This window comes from Verrucosispora sp. ts21 (assembly GCF_002879555.1).
Classification (GTDB): domain Bacteria; phylum Actinomycetota; class Actinomycetes; order Mycobacteriales; family Micromonosporaceae; genus Micromonospora; species Micromonospora gifhornensis.
Genome location: NZ_PNOZ01000073.1, coordinates 1 through 17129 on the forward strand (window position 1 = coordinate 1; position 17129 = coordinate 17129).

General features: G+C 72.1%; 18 protein-coding genes. 11 read left to right on the forward strand and 7 right to left on the reverse strand.

Annotated features, from left to right (window positions below; genetic code table 11):
• The 6 genes from C1A38_RS24650 to C1A38_RS24675 form a co-directional block, all read right to left on the reverse strand.
• On the reverse strand, positions 1 to 473 hold a 473-nt coding region (locus C1A38_RS24650), incomplete at its 3' end, for a nitroreductase family deazaflavin-dependent oxidoreductase (RefSeq protein WP_102660106.1).
• A 17-nt stretch (positions 474 to 490) separates the two neighbouring features.
• Positions 491 to 3238 (reverse strand): ABC transporter permease, encoded by a 2748-nt coding sequence (locus tag C1A38_RS24655; RefSeq protein ID WP_233196998.1) that lies wholly within the window; start codon positions 3236 to 3238, stop codon positions 491 to 493.
• Positions 3235 to 3948, reverse strand: a complete 714-nt coding sequence (locus C1A38_RS24660; RefSeq protein ID WP_102660126.1) for an ABC transporter ATP-binding protein — start codon at positions 3946 to 3948, stop codon at positions 3235 to 3237. Before C1A38_RS24660 ends, C1A38_RS24655 begins: the two co-directional genes overlap by 4 nt.
• A gap of 98 nt (positions 3949 to 4046) precedes the next feature.
• Complete coding sequence (locus tag C1A38_RS24665; RefSeq protein WP_102660107.1) at positions 4047 to 4628, reverse strand: PadR family transcriptional regulator; 582 nt, start codon at positions 4626 to 4628, stop codon at positions 4047 to 4049.
• A 66-nt stretch (positions 4629 to 4694) separates the two neighbouring features.
• The gene (locus C1A38_RS24670; protein WP_102660127.1) at positions 4695 to 5135 is read right to left on the reverse strand and encodes a ferritin-like domain-containing protein; all 441 of its coding nucleotides are present in this window, start codon (positions 5133 to 5135) and stop codon (positions 4695 to 4697) included.
• Positions 5135 to 5593, reverse strand: coding sequence for a hypothetical protein (locus tag C1A38_RS24675; RefSeq protein WP_102660108.1), 459 nt, complete (start codon positions 5591 to 5593; stop codon positions 5135 to 5137). Before C1A38_RS24675 ends, C1A38_RS24670 begins: the two co-directional genes overlap by 1 nt.
• Positions 5594 to 5813: 220 nt before the next feature.
• On the opposite strand from C1A38_RS24675, the gene rimP reads away from it, so the two are divergent.
• The 10 genes from rimP to C1A38_RS24725 all read left to right on the forward strand — a co-directional run bounded on the left by rimP (position 5814) and on the right by C1A38_RS24725 (position 15686).
• Entirely contained in the window at positions 5814 to 6464 is a 651-nt protein-coding gene (gene rimP / locus C1A38_RS24680) for a ribosome maturation factor RimP (protein WP_102660109.1), read from the forward strand.
• Positions 6461 to 7504, forward strand: a complete 1044-nt coding sequence (nusA, locus tag C1A38_RS24685) for a transcription termination factor NusA (protein WP_102660110.1) — start codon at positions 6461 to 6463, stop codon at positions 7502 to 7504. The genes rimP and nusA overlap by 4 nt, the downstream gene beginning before the upstream one ends.
• Positions 7505 to 7553: 49 nt before the next feature.
• The gene (locus tag C1A38_RS24690; protein ID WP_233196999.1) at positions 7554 to 7829 is read left to right on the forward strand and encodes a YlxR family protein; all 276 of its coding nucleotides are present in this window, start codon (positions 7554 to 7556) and stop codon (positions 7827 to 7829) included.
• A gap of 115 nt (positions 7830 to 7944) precedes the next feature.
• Positions 7945 to 10899, forward strand: a complete 2955-nt coding sequence (infB, locus tag C1A38_RS24695; protein ID WP_102660112.1) for a translation initiation factor IF-2 — start codon at positions 7945 to 7947, stop codon at positions 10897 to 10899.
• A gap of 91 nt (positions 10900 to 10990) precedes the next feature.
• Complete coding sequence (locus tag C1A38_RS24700; RefSeq protein WP_013732175.1) at positions 10991 to 11284, forward strand: DUF503 domain-containing protein; 294 nt, start codon at positions 10991 to 10993, stop codon at positions 11282 to 11284.
• A gap of 133 nt (positions 11285 to 11417) precedes the next feature.
• Positions 11418 to 11921 carry a 30S ribosome-binding factor RbfA gene (rbfA, locus tag C1A38_RS24705; RefSeq protein WP_102660113.1) on the forward strand — a complete coding sequence of 168 codons (504 nt, stop codon included), beginning with the start codon at positions 11418 to 11420 and terminating at the stop codon, positions 11919 to 11921.
• Between the two features lie 149 nt (positions 11922 to 12070).
• Complete coding sequence (locus C1A38_RS24710; protein WP_102660128.1) at positions 12071 to 13120, forward strand: DHH family phosphoesterase; 1050 nt, start codon at positions 12071 to 12073, stop codon at positions 13118 to 13120.
• A gap of 64 nt (positions 13121 to 13184) precedes the next feature.
• Positions 13185 to 13592, forward strand: coding sequence for a hypothetical protein (locus C1A38_RS24715; protein WP_102660129.1), 408 nt, complete (start codon positions 13185 to 13187; stop codon positions 13590 to 13592).
• A complete protein-coding gene (locus tag C1A38_RS24720) occupies positions 13592 to 13801 on the forward strand; it encodes a DUF6186 family protein (RefSeq protein WP_199180319.1) in 210 nt (69 codons plus the stop codon). Before C1A38_RS24715 ends, C1A38_RS24720 begins: the two co-directional genes overlap by 1 nt.
• Before the next feature lie 535 nt (positions 13802 to 14336).
• Positions 14337 to 15686: an MATE family efflux transporter gene (locus C1A38_RS24725; RefSeq protein WP_102660115.1), complete on the forward strand. Its 1350-nt coding sequence runs from the start codon at positions 14337 to 14339 to the stop codon at positions 15684 to 15686.
• Between the two features lie 59 nt (positions 15687 to 15745).
• Here C1A38_RS24725 and C1A38_RS24730 read toward each other — a convergent pair whose 3' ends face one another.
• The gene (locus C1A38_RS24730) at positions 15746 to 16066 is read right to left on the reverse strand and encodes a hypothetical protein (RefSeq protein ID WP_199180318.1); all 321 of its coding nucleotides are present in this window, start codon (positions 16064 to 16066) and stop codon (positions 15746 to 15748) included.
• Between the two features lie 146 nt (positions 16067 to 16212).
• Here C1A38_RS24730 and truB point away from each other — a divergent pair, with 146 nt between their 5' ends.
• Entirely contained in the window at positions 16213 to 17097 is an 885-nt protein-coding gene (truB, locus tag C1A38_RS24735) for a tRNA pseudouridine(55) synthase TruB (protein WP_013732182.1), read from the forward strand.
• Positions 17098 to 17129: the final 32 nt, after the last annotated feature.

The following is a 17129-nucleotide window of genomic DNA, read 5'->3' on the forward strand; positions in this document are numbered from 1 at the left end:
TAGGGGGTGGTGGTGGGGGTTAGGCGGAAGATGCGGATCTGGCGGCCGCCGGATCGTTCGACGTAGGCCTGGTAGGCGGGCCACTCGTCGAGCAGCAGTTGCCACAGTCGGTCGCGTTCGGGGCCGGTGGCCAACTCGGCGCGTACGGGGATGCGTCGCCCCCCGACGTCGACCTCGGCTTCGGGGTTGGCCAGCAGGTTGAGTGACCAGGCCGGCTGGTGGGTCTGCCCCCAGTTGGAGCCGATCACGACGTACGAGGTGCCGTCGGGTACGTACAGCAGGGGGTTGCTGCGGGGTTTGCCGGAGCGGCGACCGGTCGTGGTGATGACCAGGGACGGTACGAGCCCGAGCGCCACCACCCGGCCGCGGGTGAGTCGCCCGACGAGCCGGTCGGCGGGGACGAGCAGGCGCATGGCGGCACCGAACCAGCGGTGTCGTCCGAGTCGGCGGGTGAGGGAACCCAGAGTGGACATTCTCCTAGTGTCCCGGCTCAGTCCATCCGTCGTTCCACCGGTAGCCGGGAGCGGGTGAACAACGCCGCCCCGACCATCGCCACCAGCGGCACCGCGATGAGTACGCCCAGGGTGATCCAGGGCACGATCACCGGGTACGGCGGCTCGATCGGCCAGGTGTCCACGTACCGCTGGTTGGTGGAGAGCAAGATGATCATCGCTGCGCCGAGGCCGGCGACGATGCCCAGCGCCGAGCCGAGCACGGCGATCACACCGGCCTGGCACAGGGAGAGCAGTCGACGTACGCCCGGACTGGCGCCGACCGCGGCGAGGGTGGACAGGTCGGCGCGACCCTCGGCCGCGGCCAGGCCGGTGGCGCTGGCCGTGGCACCCACCGTCACCACCGCGGAGACCCCGGCCAGCAGGAGCAACCCGCCCAGCGTGCCGCCGCGGTAATGGGAATCCGAGATCTGCACCCCGAGCGGTCCGAGCGAGCGGATCGCGGTGTTGAACCGTATCTGCTGCTCCTGATCGGCTACGGAATCGCTGTCGATCGCCCAGCCGGTGTGTCTGGTGACGAGCCCCAGCCGGTCGGCTGCGGCCTGGGACAGCAGCAGCCACTTCGAGTCGAGATCGTGGTGCAGCGCGTGGCCGGGCACCTCCAGGGTCCGCACCTTCTCCTGCCGATCCTCGTCGAGGTGGCGGAGCACCTGAAGCTCCACTCGACCGTCCACCACGTAGCGGGGGTCGGTCAGCACCGCACCGCCGGCCCGCAGCACGGCGGTGGCGGCGGCGACCTGATCCGGCCCGGCGCCGGTGAGGATCGGCAGCGCCGACCCGTCGTCGACGACCACCCGGAAGGTGAGACCGAAGTAGTCGTCGGGTCGTCCCTGGCAGCGGGTGTCGGCCCGGGCCCGCAGCTGCTCGGCTTCGCTGAGTGTCTGGTCACTTCGCCACGGGCAGGCCCGCTCCGGCGGCAACGTCGCGGTGACCAGACAGTCGGACTCCAGCAGACAGTCGGTCGACATCAGCGGGGCGATGTTCCGGGCCTTGAGATGCTCCCGAGCCGGTTCGGTGATCTCGGCGAGCGTGGGGGGCGCATGCTCGCCGGGCGCGCCCTCGACCCATACCAGCACGCTGCGGTCCGGTAACGACGGTCGGAACCGCTCCTCGTCGCGCGCCTGCTCACTGACCAGCAGCAGACCGACCGCGACGCTGCCGGCGACCGCGGCCATCACCGCGGAGATGGCGGGCGCGGCCGAGGACCGGTTACGGCTGGCGTCGCGCAGTGCCATCCGCGGTACGAGTGGCAGGAACCGGCCGGCCCGGGACACCAGACCGACGAGCGTCGGGGTGGCGAAGACCAGCCCGAGTTCACCGACGAGCAGCCCGGCGAGGGTGACCGAATCCGAGGACACCACCGCACCGAGCGCGGCCACCGCGGCCCCACCGGCGGCCAGCAGCAGGCCGACGACCAGCCAGCGCCGCGAGTGCACCGGAGGCGTACGCCGATTGGCGAGCCCGGCTACCACGTCCTGTCGCGCGGCCATCCAGGCCGGTGTCAGGGCCGCCAACACCCCGGCGAGCACCGCGACCAGCCCGATCACGACGAGGGCGGTGGGCCAGAACCGGTACCCGCCGAAGCGGTGCTGGAAGACGAACTCCTCCATCAACGGTCGACCGGCCACGGCCAGGCCGATGCCGAGCGCGATTCCGATCAGGGCACCGACGGTGCCCAGGACCACACCGTCGGCGAGTACCACCCGGCGCAGGTGGGCGGCGTCGCCACCGGCCACCGCGACCAGCGCGAGTTCCCGGCGTCGACGCCGTACCCCGACGGCGAAGGCCGGGCCGACCAGCAGCACCACCTCGAGCAGACCGAGTCCGCCGATCAGCACCCCGAGGCTGACTTCCTCCCGCGCCCCGATCCCGCCGCGCCACGCGGCGTCGTACTCCGTCGGTGGCGCGGGGGTCCGGGTGGTGACCACCACGCCGTGGTCGTTGAGGTGGCGGAACAGTTCGGTGGTGAGCGGTCCGGGCAGGTCGACCAGGAAGACCGAGTCGATTTCCATCGCGCCCGCCGGCACTCCGGCGGGGTGCAGGATCGCCGCCGGGCTCAGCTGATCGGGAGCCTCGATCACTCCGACGACCGTCCAGCTCTTCCTGCCGTTGCTGGCGTTGACCTGGTCACCGAGGGCCACGCCGAGCTTGCGCCGGGCGGCCGGGTTCACCGCGATCTCGTCGGCACCGACTGGTGCCCGGCCGGCGTGGATGTGCGCCAGTCCGCGCCCGAGCGGATCGGTCAGGTCGACCACGGACGCGGTCAGCTCGTGCATGCGGTCCTGGTCGTCATCCCAGGTGGTGATCGGCAGCCAGCGCACCACCGGCAGGACGTGGCTGCCTTCGGGAAGGAGGGCGGCGATCTCCTGCGTACTGCGCGGGCGCGGAACCTCGGTGGTCTCGTCGTCGTTCTCGACCGTCACGTTCCAGTGGTCGCCGTTGCCGCTCTGGGTGATCGGGCTGGCGCGGGAGACCGACCGCAGCTCGGCGTCCGCCGCTGCCAGTTGGCGGTCGAGTCGCTCGTCGGCGGTCAGCCGCGACATGTCCACGCTGACCGCGACGAAGGTGAGTGCCAGCACCGGCAGGATGATCATGCTCAGCACCAGCGCGGTACGGCCGCGCGCTCGCCTCGCCTCCCGGCGGGCGATGCGCAGCGCGGCGCGCCACGACCCGATGAACTCGGCCGTCCGTGCCTTACCGATCCCCGGGCGTCCCTGCTCGCTCACCGGCCGCTGCCGGAGAGCAGGGATTCGATGCCGACCAGCGGTGCGGTCGAGTCGACGGCCAGGCCGTCGCGCAGGAACACCACCCGGTCCGCCCAGCCGGCGTGTCGGGCCTCGTGGGTGACCAGCACACCGGCGGCACCCGCGTCGACCCGGCGGCGCAGCAGCCGCAGGACGGCCTCCCCGGTGTGCGAGTCCAGCGCTCCGGTCGGCTCGTCGGCCAGCACGAGGCGGCGCTCGCCGACCAGCGCCCGGGCGATCGCCACCCGCTGCTGCTGGCCGCCGGAGAGCTGGTCCGGAACCCGGTCGCCCAGCTCCGACATGCCCACCTCGGTCAGCGCGTCCAGCGCGAGCCGGCGGGCCCGGCGCACACCCGTCCCGTCGAGTTCCAGGGGCAGCGCGACGTTCTCCACCGCGGTCAGGCTGCCGATGAGGTTCAGGTTCTGGAAGATGTAGCCGATCCGGCGTCGCCGTAACCGGGCCAGGCCGCTGCGGTCCAGGGCGTGCAGTGGCTGGCCTTCGACGTGCACCTCACCGGAGGTCGGGCTGTCCAGGCCACCGGCCAGGGTGAGCAGGGTCGACTTGCCGGAGCCGGAGGGACCCATCACGGCGACCAGTTCGCCGGGGCGTACGACCAGGCTCACTCCGCGCAGGGCGTGGACGGCGGCGGGTCCGTTGCCGTGGGTGCGGTGTACGTCACGCAGCTCCAGCACGGCGTCGGTCGCCGTCGGGGTCGGGGCACTGCCCCAGTGCCCCGCGCCCGGCTGACCGCTGCGGTCGGACAGGGCAGGTGTCGGTTCGTTGCCCGAACTCACCGTCGCGCCTCCTCATCCCTGATGCCCACCGCCTCGGAGGTGGGCGTCGGGCCGGAAACCGGGGGGCGGTGTCGCACCAGACTCGTCTCGCAGTGGTCGAGCCAGCGCACCTCTGCCTCGGCCTGGAACATCATTGCGTCCAGCACCAACCGCCAGGGCAGATCCTCCGGCCGGTCGCTGGTGTATTTCAACCGGGTCAACTCCTGCAATGTACGCATGGTGGCGGTGCGTTGGTTCTGCACCACCGTGCGCACGTCGACCCCTGGTGTGGTCAACGCCAGCGCCAGCTTGATCGCCAACTCGTCGCGAGGGCGGTCGGTGCGGCTGATCGGCGTGGCGAACCACAGCGCCAGGTCCGCCCGCCCGGCGTCGGTGATCTCGTACGGCCGCTGCCCGGCCTCGCTCTCCGGCAGGGACCGGACCAGCCCGTCACGTTCCAGCCGGGACAGCGTGGTGTAGACCTGCCCGATGTTCAGCGGCCAGGTCGAGCCGGTCGACTCCTCGAACGCGGCGCGCAGTTGGTAGCCGTACATCTGGCCGCGTTCGAGCAGGGCGAGCAGACCGTGGCGGATGGACATGCTGCGGAGTATGCATACCTGGTATGTCAGATCGCAACCGCTGGGCGGCTCGCCGGGCCTGCCTACTCAGCCGGGACGGCCGGGAAACGCGACGGTCAGCGGGGCGATTCCGGCCGCCCGTCGCCAGCGGGTCGCCCGTATCGCGTACTCGATCAGAGCGCTCAGTGCCCGGTCCCGCTCGGCACCCGTGCTGGCCGGCAGCACGGCGCGCCAGAACGCCGCGGTGCGCTCCTCGACCTCGACCGCGAGCCGCAGCGCGCTGGCCCGGTCGGTGACCGGGAAGGGCAGCGCGTAGCCGGGCCGGTCCGGCGGGACGGCGGCGCCACCGGTACTCAACTGCAGGATCAGAGCGTCGCGCCGGCTGCGGTGGGCGTCCTCCGCCTCGACGGCGGCCTTGCGTTCGGCGTCAGCGAGGCGTACCCCGATCGGGCCGTACGCCCAGATCGCGGCGTATTCGGCGGTGAGTGCGGCGGCGAGCGGGTCCTCGGTGCCGGTCGGTGCGGTCATCACTTGAGCGCCTCCAGGTGGGTGGCCCGCGCGGCGGCGATCGAGCCGAGCAGCGCGACCCGGTCACCGGGTGCGGCGGCGCAGGCCGCGGTGGCCGAGTCCCGCCCGACGCGTTCGGCCTTGCGCAGCGCGGACAGGGTGGCGGCCCGGCTCGCCGGCTGCTCCGGTGGCGGTGGGGCGGTCGATCCGGACGGCGACTCCGACGGAAGGGCCGTGCCGGTAACCCGGGCGAGTTCTGTGGCGTGCGCCTCATGTGTCTCGGCCAGTGCGACGAGGCGGGCGGCCAGGTCGGGATGGGCGTCGGCGGCGGCGCGCAGTCCCGCCGCGAGGCGCAGCGACTCGTCGATCAGCGGAGCGAGCGGGTCCGGCCGGGGCGGCTCCTCGCGGTCGAGCAAGCTACATCCGGTCAGCGGTGCGGCGGCCCCGCCGAGCGCCAGCAACGCGCCGGCCCGCAGCACCGCGCGTCGGGAGAGCGGGGAGGATCCGTCCCGCCGAGTCGTTCTGCCCATCGCCACCGGACAAGTCAACACCATCACCACGGCCCGTGTACGGCGGTGGCGTCGGTGCGCCGCCCGGGCCGTCCGGAGGCGGGCGCGTTACGCTCTGCGCAGCCACCGGCGCGTCCGCACCGGTGGCGTGCCGGCATGGCAGTCGGCGAGCAGTGGAAGGGTCGGACAGATGACGCAGCGTGGCCGTGCCACCAGAACGGCGGGGCGACCGCGTGGCGGCCCGGCCCCGCGTGGCGGCCAGGTTCCCCGGGGTGACCTCGCCGCCCGTCGGGAGCGGCTACGCGCGGTGATCGCGCCGGTGGTCGACGAGGCCGGTTACGACCTGGAGGACCTGTCCGTGTCCCGGGCCGGCCGTCGACACGTGGTCCGGGTGATCGTGGACGCCGACGGCGGCATCAACCTGGACGCGGTGGCGGATGTCTCCCGGGCGGTCTCGGCGGCGCTGGACGCGGCCGAGGAGAGCGGCGGCGACATAGTCGCCGGGGAATATCAGCTTGAGGTGAGCTCACCGGGCGTGGACCGTCCGTTGACCCTGCCCCGGCACTGGCGACGCAACGTCGGCCGGCTGGTCCGGGTGACCGTCCGGGGCGCGGGGGAGTCCGGTGCCCGACCGGCGGGCGACCGGCAGGTGACCGGTCGCGTGGTCGCCGCGGACGACGAGTCCGTGGCGCTGGAGGTCGACGGCGAGCGCGCCCAGTGGCCGTACGCCGATCTCGGCCCGGGCCGGGTGCAGGTCGAGTTCAGCCGCCTCGACGAACTACCCGAACCAGAAGACGTCGACGACGATGACGATGACGATGTGGAGGACGAGGAGAGGTGAACATCGACCTCGCGGCGCTGCGCGCACTCGAGCGCGAGCGGGAGATCCCGTTCGACACGATCCTCGCGGCGATCGAGACCGCGTTGCTTACCGCGTACCGGCACACCGAGGGTGCCCAGTCGCACGCCCGGGTGGAGATCGACCGCAAGAGCGGCGCGGCCCTGGTCTACGCCCAGGAGATGGACCCGGAGGGCGGTGTGCTCCGGGAGTGGGACGACACTCCGCACGACTTCGGTCGGATCGCCGCCATGACCGCCAAGCAGGTGATCCTCCAGCGGTTGCGGGAGGCCACCGACGAGGTGCACTTCGGCGAGTACGTGGGCCGCGACGGCGACCTGGTGACCGGCGTCGTGCAGGCGCACGAGGCGCGGTCCGAGAAGGGCATCGTCACCGTCGACCTGGGCAAGCTGGAAGGTGTCCTGCCGCAGTCGGAGCAGGTCCCCGGGGAGCGGTACGCCCACGGTGAGCGGATCCGGTGCGTGGTGGTGCACGTGTCCAAGGGCATGCGCGGCCCGCAGATCACCCTGTCGCGTACGCATCCGAACCTGGTCAAGAAGCTCTTCGCGCTGGAGGTGCCGGAGATCGCCGACGGCACCGTCGAGATCGGCGCGATCGCCCGCGAGGCGGGTCATCGTACGAAGATCGCGGTGCGCTCCACCACACCCGGTGTCAACGCCAAGGGCGCCTGCATCGGCCCGATGGGTCAGCGGGTCCGGGCCGTGATGAGCGAGTTGCACGGCGAAAAGATCGACATCATCGACTGGTCGGACGATCCGGCCACCTTCGTCGGTAATGCGCTCTCTCCGGCCAAGGCCCTGCGGGTCGAGGTGGTCGACCTGGCGAACCGGGCGGCGCGGGTGACCGTCCCGGATTTCCAGTTGTCGCTCGCGATCGGGCGGGAAGGGCAGAACGCCCGGCTTGCTGCCCGGTTGACCGGATGGCGGATCGACATTCGGTCCGACGCCGAGCAGGCTGGCGCTGCCGGTCGGCCCGGAGTAGATCAGGTCCGGGAACCGGGCGGCGCGGTCTCGGGCAGCTAGGGGTAGACTTCCACCAGTGGTACGACGCGCGCAGCCGGAGCGCACCTGTGTGGGCTGCCGACAGCGTGCGCCGGCCAGTGAGTTATTGCGGATCGTCGCGATCGACGACGAGGCCGGCTACGGTCTCCGACCCGATCCGGCCCGCAGACTGCCGGGTCGGGGAGCGAACATGCACCCGGATCCGGCCTGCTTCGCGCAGGCAGTGCGGCGCCGCGCCTTCGGGCGTGCGCTGCGCCTCGCCGGGGTTCCCGATGACGGAGCCCTCGCGGAGTACCTGACGCGTCAACCACCACGTCCGGCCACCCGGTCGGGCGAGGTTCGCTAGCAAGGTAGGACGACCAGCATGAGCACACGATGAAGTCCCAGAAATGACCAGGCTTCAAGTGCACGAGTGAGGTCGCTGCGGGTGCTGCCCGCACGACCTCGGAGTGAGGAGTGCAGTGGCAGGTAAGGCCCGCGTACACGAGCTTGCAAAGGAGCTCGGGGTCGAAAGCAAGACCGTTCTCGCCAAGTTGAAGGAAATGGGCGAGTTCGTGAAGTCCGCATCGAGCACCGTCGAGGCGCCAGTCGCCCGGCGGCTGCGTAGCGCCTTCGTCGCCTCCAGCGGAGCTGGTGCTCCGGCGGCTGCGCCGTCGGCCGCGCCGGCTCCAGCGGCACCGACCCCGTCGCCGACCCCCGGCGAGCCCCGGATCACCGCCAAGCCGACGCCGCCTCGGCGTCCGGCGGCTCCCGGGCCCAAGCCGAAGGCCCCGGTGCCCGGTCCGCCGCCGCCGGCGGCCCCGGTCGCCAAGCCGGCGAGCGCTCACGACATCGAGGTGGCCGCCGCCGAGGCGCGTGCGGCTGCGCTGAAGGCTGAGCAGGAGGCTGCGGTCAAGGCCGCGCAGGCCGCCCGTCAGCAGCAGCGTGACAACGTCCGCCGGGAGCCCCCGGCGGAAGGGACCGCTCGTCCGGGTCCGGGTCCCCGTCCGGGCCCCGGCAACATGCCGCCCCGTCCGGGTTCCCCGGCCGCGGGCCGCCCTGGTGGTCCGACCCCCGGCCCTGGTGGCCGGCAGGGCCGTCCGCCGGCGCGGGGCGCCGGTAACAACCCGTTCGGCATCCAGGGCAGCCAGCAGCAGCGTCCGCCGGCCGCCGGTGCCGGTGGGCCCCGTCCGAGCCCGGCGTCCATGCCGCCGCGGCCCAGCCCGGCGTCCATGCCGCCGCGGCCCAGCCCGGCGTCGATGCCGAGCCAGCGTCCCGGTCGTCCGGGTGGTCCTGGCGCCGGTCGTCCCGGTGGTGGCGGCGGTGCAGGTCGTCCCGGTGGTGGCGGCGGTGGCGGTGGCTACCGTGGCGGCCCCGGTGGCGGTGCCGGTGGCGGTGGCTACCGTGGCGGCCCCGGCGGTGGCGCCGGTGCTGGCGGCGGTTTCCGGCCAGGCGCGCCGGCTGGCGGCGGTGGCCGTCCGGGTGGTGGCGGTCGTGGCCGTGGCGGCGGTGCCGCCGGTGCCTTCGGGCGTCCGGGTGGCAAGCCGACCCGTGGTCGCAAGTCCAAGAAGCAGCGCAGACAGGAGTTCGACAACCTGTCGGCTCCGACCATGAGCTCGGGTGCTCCCCGGGGTCAGGGGCAGACGGTCCGGCTCTCCCGGGGCGCCTCGCTGTCGGACTTCGCCGACAAGATCAACGCGAACCCGGGTTCGCTGGTCCAGGAGATGTTCAACCTGGGCGAGATGGTCACCGCGACCCAGTCGTGCTCCGACGACACCCTGCTGCTGCTGGGTGAGCACCTTGGCTTCAACGTGCAGATCGTCAGCCCGGAGGACGAGGACCGCGAGCTGCTCGCGCAGTTCAACATCGACCTCGACGCCGAGGTCGCGGAGGACCGCCTGGTCAGCCGTGCGCCGGTGGTGACCGTCATGGGTCACGTCGACCACGGTAAGACCAAGCTGCTCGACGCGATCCGTAAGGCGAACGTGGTGGCCGGCGAGGCCGGTGGCATCACCCAGCACATCGGCGCCTACCAGGTCCACGTCCCGCACGAGGGCGAGGACCGGGCGGTCACCTTCATCGACACCCCGGGTCACGAGGCGTTCACCGCCATGCGTGCCCGTGGTGCCCAGGTCACGGACATCGTGATCCTGGTGGTGGCGGCCGACGACGGCGTGATGCCGCAGACCATCGAGGCGCTCAACCACGCCAAGGCGGCGGACGTGCCGATCGTGGTCGCGGTCAACAAGGTCGACAAGCCGGAGGCGAACCCGGACAAGGTCCGCCAGCAGCTGACCGAGTACGGCCTGGTCGCCGAGGAGTACGGCGGCGAGACCATGTTCGTCAACGTGGCCGCGAAGCCCGGCATCGGCATCGAGGACCTCCTCGAAGCGGTGCTGCTGACCGCCGACGCGTCGCTGGAGCTGACCGCTCCGATCGACGGGCCGGCGCAGGGTGTGGCCATCGAGGCGCACCTGGACAAGGGCCGCGGTGCGGTGGCGACGGTGCTGGTGCAGAAGGGCACCCTGCGGGCGGGCGACTCGATCGTCGCCGGTGGGGCGCACGGCCGGGTCCGGGCGATGCTCGACGAGAACGGCAACCAGGTCACCGAGGCTGGTCCGGCACGTCCGGTCATGGTTCTCGGTCTGACCGCGGTGCCGGGCGCGGGCGACACCTTCCTGGCCGCGGCGGACGACCGTACGGTGCGGCAGATCGCCGAGCAGCGCCAGGCGCGGCGGCGGGCGGCGGCCTTCGCCAACTCCCGTGGCCGGGCCACCCTTGAGACGCTCATGGAGCAGCTCAAGGAGGGCGAGAAGACGTCGCTCAACCTCATCCTCAAGGGTGACGTCTCCGGTTCGGTGGAGGCCCTGGAGGACGCGCTGTTCAACCTCGACATTCCCGAGGAGGTCCAGCTCAAGGTCCTCGACCGGGGCGTCGGCGCGATCACGGAGAGCAACGTCATGCTCGCCAGCGCCTCGTCCGAGCCGGTCACGATCATCGGCTTCAACGTGCGGGCCTCGAACAAGGTCCGCGAGATGGCCGACCGCGAGGGCGTGGAGATCCGGTACTACACCGTCATCTACCAGGCCATCGAGGAGATCGAGGCGGCGCTCAAGGGCCTGCTCAAGCCGGAGTACGAGGAGGTCGAGCTCGGCACCGCGGAGATCCGCGACGTGTTCCGCTCGTCCAAGATCGGCAACATCTCCGGTTGCATCGTCCGGTCGGGTGTCATCCGGCGCAACGCGAAGGCGCGCCTGCTGCGCGACGGCACGGTCGTGGCGGACAACCTCACGATCAGCTCGCTCAAGCGCTTCAAGGACGACGCGACGGAGGTCCGCGAGGGCTTCGAGTGTGGTCTGACCCTGGGTGGTTACAACAACGTCCAGGTCGGCGACGTGATCGAAACCTTCGAGATGCGGGAGAAGGTTCGCGCCTGATCCTGCGGTGACGCACTGATCAAGGGGTTTACGCCGAAAGGCGTAAACCCCTTGATCATGTGGGGTGGGGTGCGGGTAGTGTCCGCAGACGATGTACACCGCAACCGCAGTATTCGACCTGCTGCTGCCGGGTGACTCCCGGTCGCTGAAGGCCAAGAGATCCTACGTACGGCCGATCGTGGCGGCGCTGCGCCGCTTCGAGGTCTCGGCCGCTGAGGTGGGCGCGCTCGACCTGCACGGGCGAGCGGAGATAGGTGTGGCGGTCGTGGCTGCCGAGGCGGCGCACGCCCGCGAGGTGCTCGACTCCTGTGAGCGAATGGTGGCCGGTCGGCCGGAGATCGAACTGCTGTCGGTGCGTCGCCGGCTGCACGGCGAGGAGGACTGACCGGGGCATCGGCCGCCCCGCGCGGGGGCGGGTGCGGCGCGGGTAGGGTTCGAGTTGTCAGGGCCGGTCCGGGCCCGGTGACGTTCGGCGTCATCCGGTCCGGTCGGTAGCGGTACGCCGTGGAGGTGGCGAGATGACGGATCCGGCCAAGGTACGCCGGCACGCGGAACGGGTGCGTGAACTGGTCGCGTCGGTGGTGCGGAGCCAGATCAAGGACCCGCGGCTGGGCATGATCACGATCACCGATGCCCGGATCACCGCCGACCTTCGCGACGCCACGGTCTTCTACACCGTGCTCGGTGACGCGGCGGCCCAGGCGGGCACCGCCGCCGCGCTGGACAGCGCCAAGGGCATGCTGCGCAGCACGGTCGGCAAGGCGCTCGGCCTGCGGCACTCGCCGACCCTGACCTTCGTTCTCGACGACGTGCAGGATCAGGTCAAGCACATCGACGATCTGCTCGCGGCGGCCCGTAACGCCGACGCCGAGGTGCAGCGCCTCGCGGCCCGGGCCGCGTACGCCGGTGACGCCCAGCCGTACCGCCTGGAGGCCGAGGAAGAGGACATCGACGAGGCCGAGGACGGCGACGAGGCCGACGCTGGCGACTCCGACGGGGACCGGGGCGGGGACCGGCGGTGACCGCCCCGTCCGGCGGTGCCACGACCGAGGTGGGGCCGACTGACACGCCGCCGGGGGCGGCGCGGGTCGGTGTCGGCGGTGCGGTCCCGGAGCAGCCGGGTTCCTCCGGTGCGGTCCCGGACCGGCTGGCGGGCGCACAAGCCGGATCGGTGGGCGCACTAGCCGGATCGGCGGGGCCGACCGAGGCGGACTGGGCGGCGGCAGTGGCGGCGGTGCGCCGGTTGCCACCGGACGCCCGGGTGCTGCTGATCTGCCACGTCAACCCGGACGGTGACGCGCTGGGCAGCATGCTCGGCTTCGGGCTCGGCCTGCGCCGGCTCGGCGTGGGGCGGTTGCAGGCGACCTTTCCCGGCCCGCCGGAGATTCCCGAGCCGTTGCGCGGGCTGCCCGGCATGGAGTTGCTGGTGCCGGCGACGGAGGCGGAGCCGGAGCCGGATCTGGTCATCTGTTTCGACGCGGCGAGCACGTCGCGCCTCGGTGAGCTGGCCGGCCGGTTGACCGGGACCGGCACCGCCCTGGTGCTCGACCATCACGCGTCCAACCCCGGCTTCGGTGACGTCAATCTGGTCGATCCGGGTGCCGCGGCGACGTCGGTGGTCGCGGAGGAGTTGCTGGCTCGGCTCGGCGTACCGCTCGATGCGGGCATCGCCGAGTGCCTGTACGTCGCGCTGAGCACGGACACCGGCTCGTTCCGGTTCGACGCGACCACCGCGTCGGTGCACGAGATGGCGGCCCGGCTGTTGGCCACCGGCATCCGGCCCGGCGAGATCTCCCGGCGGATCTTCGACAACCGTCCGTTCGGTGCGGTGCGACTCTTCGGAGAGGTGCTCGGTAGGGCCCGGCTGGAACCCGCCGCCGCCGGTGGGACCGGCCTGGTGTGGACCTACGCGACGCTTGACGACCTGGCGCGGCACGAGCAGCGACCGTACGTGCTGGAGGCCCTCATCGACCCGGTGCGGTGCACCGCGGAGGCCGACGTGAGCTGTGTGGTCAAGCAGACCGGGCCGGCCGAGTGGGCGGTGTCGCTGCGCAGCAAGGGCGCGGTTGACGTCAGTCGGGTGGCCGTCGCGCTGGGCGGTGGTGGGCATCGCCTCGCCGCAGGCTTCTCCGCCCGGGGGACCGTCGACGAGGTCATCGAGCGGATCCGGACGGAACTGAACGTGCCTGCGGTACGGGAAGGCGTCGACCGGCAGGGGTGATATCAGGGTCGCTTCCGGGGGTGTCGACATTTCCGTACCTGGACAGGATCGGGAGAATCGGATGATGGAGCAGCCCCACGACCTCACCCTCGACGCCCCTCGTACCTGGGAACGCCCGGTCGTCAGCGTGCCTGTGCTCGTCGCTCTCTCTCTGGTCGGCGGTCGTTTCCCGTCCTTCTCGACGGAGGCCAACCTCTATGTCTTCGGTACCGGCGGTGTGCTGATCTGGCTCGGTCTGTCGAACCGGGTGCCGCGCCGGCCGGCGCCGCGGCGGCTGAGTTCGGGTGCGGTCTGGTGGACGCTGCCGGTGCTGGTGTTCGGCGTCTTCGAAGGTGCGACATTCTTCTCGGCCGCGGGCGAGGATTTCCCCACCTTCTCGTTGCTGGCGGACCCGCTGCTGGAGGATCGGCTGGTGCGGTCGGCCGGCTGGCTGGTGTGGCTGTCGGCGTTCTGGGGGCTGGTGCGGCGATGATGCGGGCAGTGGCGATCGGTGGATTTCTGGTCGGGTTGGCGCTGTTCGGGCTGGTGGAGTGGCTGGCCCGCCGGGAGGGTTCACGGATTCCGACCCTCGGTGAGGTATGCGCCTACGTGATGCGTTACGAGGTGGGCCCGGTCCCGGTCGGGCGGATCGGGCTGTTCGGTTTCTGGTGGTGGGTGGGGTGGCATTTCCTGGCTCGGTGACGGGGGCGGACCTGTCCAGATGCCGGGAACACCGGACAACATGTGGACCTGAACGATAACTTGGGTATCGGCCGACGCCACTATGGCGCAGGTCAGGATGGCGGAGCCATACCCTGCACCGCTTTCCTCCAGGGTCGACCGACCCGGGCCGTAAGGTCGTCCAACCACCCGCTCCGGCGACCCCGGAGCCCGTGGCCGGGCGCCGTCAGCGACACCGCCCGTGACGCGCCGCCGTGTTCGGCGACGCGCGCCCTGGAAGGGGTTCCACCATGGCCGCCAAGCCCAAGCCCGAGACCACCGACGAGGCCCGCGAGCAGGCCCGCCGAGCCCTGCAGACCTCCATGGACACCCGTCAGTGACGGTACGCGACCGGCGGTGACGCCGAGCCGCCCCCGTGCGTACGGCGTCACCGTCCGGCAGTTCTCCTGCTCCATCCGACCCTCCGCTGCTCGCCCGACGGTGTGACACGACCCGCCGAAGGTAAGCAGCGCCTCGGTCTTGTCTCCTTACACATCGCGTGCCAGTATCGGCGGCGATGAGCCATTCCACGCCCGCCGTCGACCAGGTCGCCTCGCTGCGCCGGATCGCCGCGCTCGCCCTGCCGGCCCTCGTGGTCCTCGCCGCCGAGCCGCTCTACGTCCTGGTGGACACCGCTGTCGTCGGACACCTCGGCCAGGTCCCGTTGGCGGCGGTCGCCGTCGGCGGCACCGTGATGACCCTCACCGCCTGGGTGGGCACCGTCGTCGCGTACGGCACGACCGGGCGGGCGGCTCGCCGCTTCGGTGCCGGCGACCGGGCCGCCGCGGTGGCCGAGGGTGTCCAGGCGTCCTGGCTGGCCCTGGCCCTGGGTGTACTGGTCGCCGTCGGCATGCAGGTGGGTGGCCCGGCGCTGACCGGTGCCCTGGCCGGCGGTGGTGACGTGGGCCGGGCCGCCGGCGAATGGCTGCGGATCGCCGCGTTCGGCGCACCCGGGCTGCTGCTCGCCGCAGCCGGCAACGGCTGGCTGCGCGGCGTACAGGACACCCGACGGCCGCTGTGGTTCGTGGTCGGGCCCAACCTGCTCTCCGCAGTGCTCTGCCCGGTGCTGGTCTACCCCGTGGGCATGGGCCTCAACGGCTCCGCGGTGGCGAACGTGATCGCCCAGACCCTCTCCGGAGTGCTCTTCGCCGCGGCACTGGTGTCCGAGCGGGTGGCCCTGCGACCCCGTCCGCGGGTCATCGGCCAGCAACTCGTACTCAGCCGCGACCTGTTGATCCGGGGCCTGGCGTTCCAGGCCAGCTTCCTGTCCGCGACGGCGGTCGCCGCCCGGTTCGGCGCCGCCGCGGTCGGTGCCCACCAGATCGCGGTACAACTCTGGTTCTTCGCGGCGCTGGTGCTCGACGCGCTGGCGATCGCCGCGCAGGCGCTGGTCGGCGCCGCGCTCGGAGCCGGCGACGCGGTGGCGGCAAGCACGCTCGCCAAACGGATCGGTCGGTTCGGTGCGGTCTGCGGGGTGGCGTTCGCCGTGCTGGCCGCAGCCGGTGCGGGCGTGGTGCCGACCTGGTTCAGCTCCGACCCGGGCGTACACGAGCAGGCGTTGGTGGCCTGGCCCTGGTTCGTCGTCATGCTGCCGCTGGCCGGGGTGGTGTTCGCCCTCGACGGCGTCCTGATCGGTGCCGGTGACATCCGCTATCTGCGAAATCTGACCATGGTCGGCGCCCTCGGCGGATTCCTTCCCGCGATCTGGCTCTCCCACGCCTTCGCCCTCGGCCTCGGCGGCATCTGGGCGGGTCTGTTGCTGTTCGTCGTGATCCGGCTGATCGGCCTGCTGCTGCGCCTGCGCAGCGGCGCCTGGGCGGTCACCGGGGCGGTCCGCACCGAGAGCCGCGCGCGAACCGCCTCCTGAGCCCCTCCGGCCGGAGGGTAGGTCGCATCCTGTCGGCCGTCTCGGATCACCCGCAGGGGTCAGATCTGGCCGTAGAGGGCGTAGACCAGCAGCACCAGGGCCATCACCAGGACCCAGGAGACGACCATGGCGACCAGCTTGAAGGCGGTCGGATAGCGCTGGTAGAGGCGCTCCCGGTCCTGCCAGGCCCACCAACGGCGGCGCAGCCGGTCCGCGCCGGGCAACGCGGCGAACGCCTGGGCGATCCGGCCGCCCAGGGTGCGCCTCGGCGGTGGCGGATCGAGCATCCAGGCCGGCAGCGTGCTCGCCGGTCGGGGCGTACGCAGGTGGATCTTCTCTTCTGTGGCGGGCCGCTCGGTGGGTGTGCCGTCCCTGGTCATCTCGGTCTCCCCGTGGTCGGCGGCGCCGGTCGGCCGACGCCGCTGTCAGCTCATCGTTACAGCCGGGTTCCACACCGTAAATCCGGTTTCGGGGGCCGGTCGTCCGCTGCCGAGCGCGCCACGTCGATCTGGCAGGCTTGCACGTCGTGAGCACAGACGGTCTGATCGTGGTGGACAAGCCGGGCGGCATGACGTCGCACGATGTGGTGGCGCGGCTGCGCCGCCTCGCGCGTACCCGGCGGGTGGGCCACGGAGGCACCCTCGATCCGATGGCCACCGGCGTGCTGGTGATCGGGGTGGGGCGGGCGACCCGCCTGCTGACGTACGTGATCGGTGCCGACAAGACCTACGCCGCCACCATCCGGTTGGGGCAGTCCACAGTCACCGACGACGCGGAAGGCGACGTGATCTCCACCGCACCCGCCGGTGGCGTGACCGATGAGGCGATCCGCGCCGCCCTGGCCGCGCTGACCGGCGAGATCGACCAGGTGCCGAGCGCGGTCAGCGCCATCAAGATCAATGGGCAGCGGGCGTACAAGCGGGTGCGGGACGGCGAGAGCGTCGACCTGCCCGCCCGGCGGGTCACCGTGTCCCGGCTGGACGTCCTGGCGATCCGCCGCGACCAGCCCGACCTGGTGGACGTCGACGTCGAGGTGGCCTGTTCGACAGGCACGTACATCCGGGCGATCGCCCGGGACGCGGGCCTGGCGCTGCAGGTCGGCGGGCACCTCACCGCCCTGCGGCGTACCGCTGTGGGCGGTTTCACCCTGGCCGAGGCCGCCACCCTCGACGAGCTGGAGCAACGGGCGCCCGAGGTGGTCGATCTGCCGCTGGCGGCGGCGGCCGCCCGGTTCTTCACCCGCCGGGACGCCAGCCCGGACGAGGCGAAGGTGCTCTCCCACGGCGGACCACTCGACGCGGTCGGCCACGCCGGGCCGTACGCGGTCTTCGATCCGGCCGGCCAGCTGATCGCTATCGTCAGCGAGCGGGCCGGTCGGGCCCGCGCGGAGATCGTGCTCGCCCCGGCGTGACAGCGGCCGGTGCACCGGGGCGGGACACCGGC

What these genes read in the sequence shown, in the direction of transcription:
- C1A38_RS24665 (WP_102660107.1), bottom strand. Translation starts at nt 4,628, where the DNA reads ATGTCCATCCGCCACGGTCTGCTCGCCCTGCTCGAACGCGGCCAGATG.
- C1A38_RS24670 (WP_102660127.1), bottom strand. Translation starts at nt 5,135, where the DNA reads ATGACCGCACCGACCGGCACCGAGGACCCGCTCGCCGCCGCACTCACC.
- rimP (WP_102660109.1), top strand. Translation starts at nt 5,814, where the DNA reads ATGACGCAGCGTGGCCGTGCCACCAGAACGGCGGGGCGACCGCGTGGC.
- C1A38_RS24700 (WP_013732175.1), top strand. Translation starts at nt 10,991, where the DNA reads ATGTACACCGCAACCGCAGTATTCGACCTGCTGCTGCCGGGTGACTCC.
- rbfA (WP_102660113.1), top strand. Translation starts at nt 11,418, where the DNA reads ATGACGGATCCGGCCAAGGTACGCCGGCACGCGGAACGGGTGCGTGAA.
- C1A38_RS24715 (WP_102660129.1), top strand. Translation starts at nt 13,185, where the DNA reads ATGGAGCAGCCCCACGACCTCACCCTCGACGCCCCTCGTACCTGGGAA.
- C1A38_RS24720 (WP_199180319.1), top strand. Translation starts at nt 13,592, where the DNA reads ATGCGGGCAGTGGCGATCGGTGGATTTCTGGTCGGGTTGGCGCTGTTC.
- C1A38_RS24725 (WP_102660115.1), top strand. Translation starts at nt 14,337, where the DNA reads ATGAGCCATTCCACGCCCGCCGTCGACCAGGTCGCCTCGCTGCGCCGG.
- C1A38_RS24730 (WP_199180318.1), bottom strand. Translation starts at nt 16,066, where the DNA reads ATGACCAGGGACGGCACACCCACCGAGCGGCCCGCCACAGAAGAGAAG.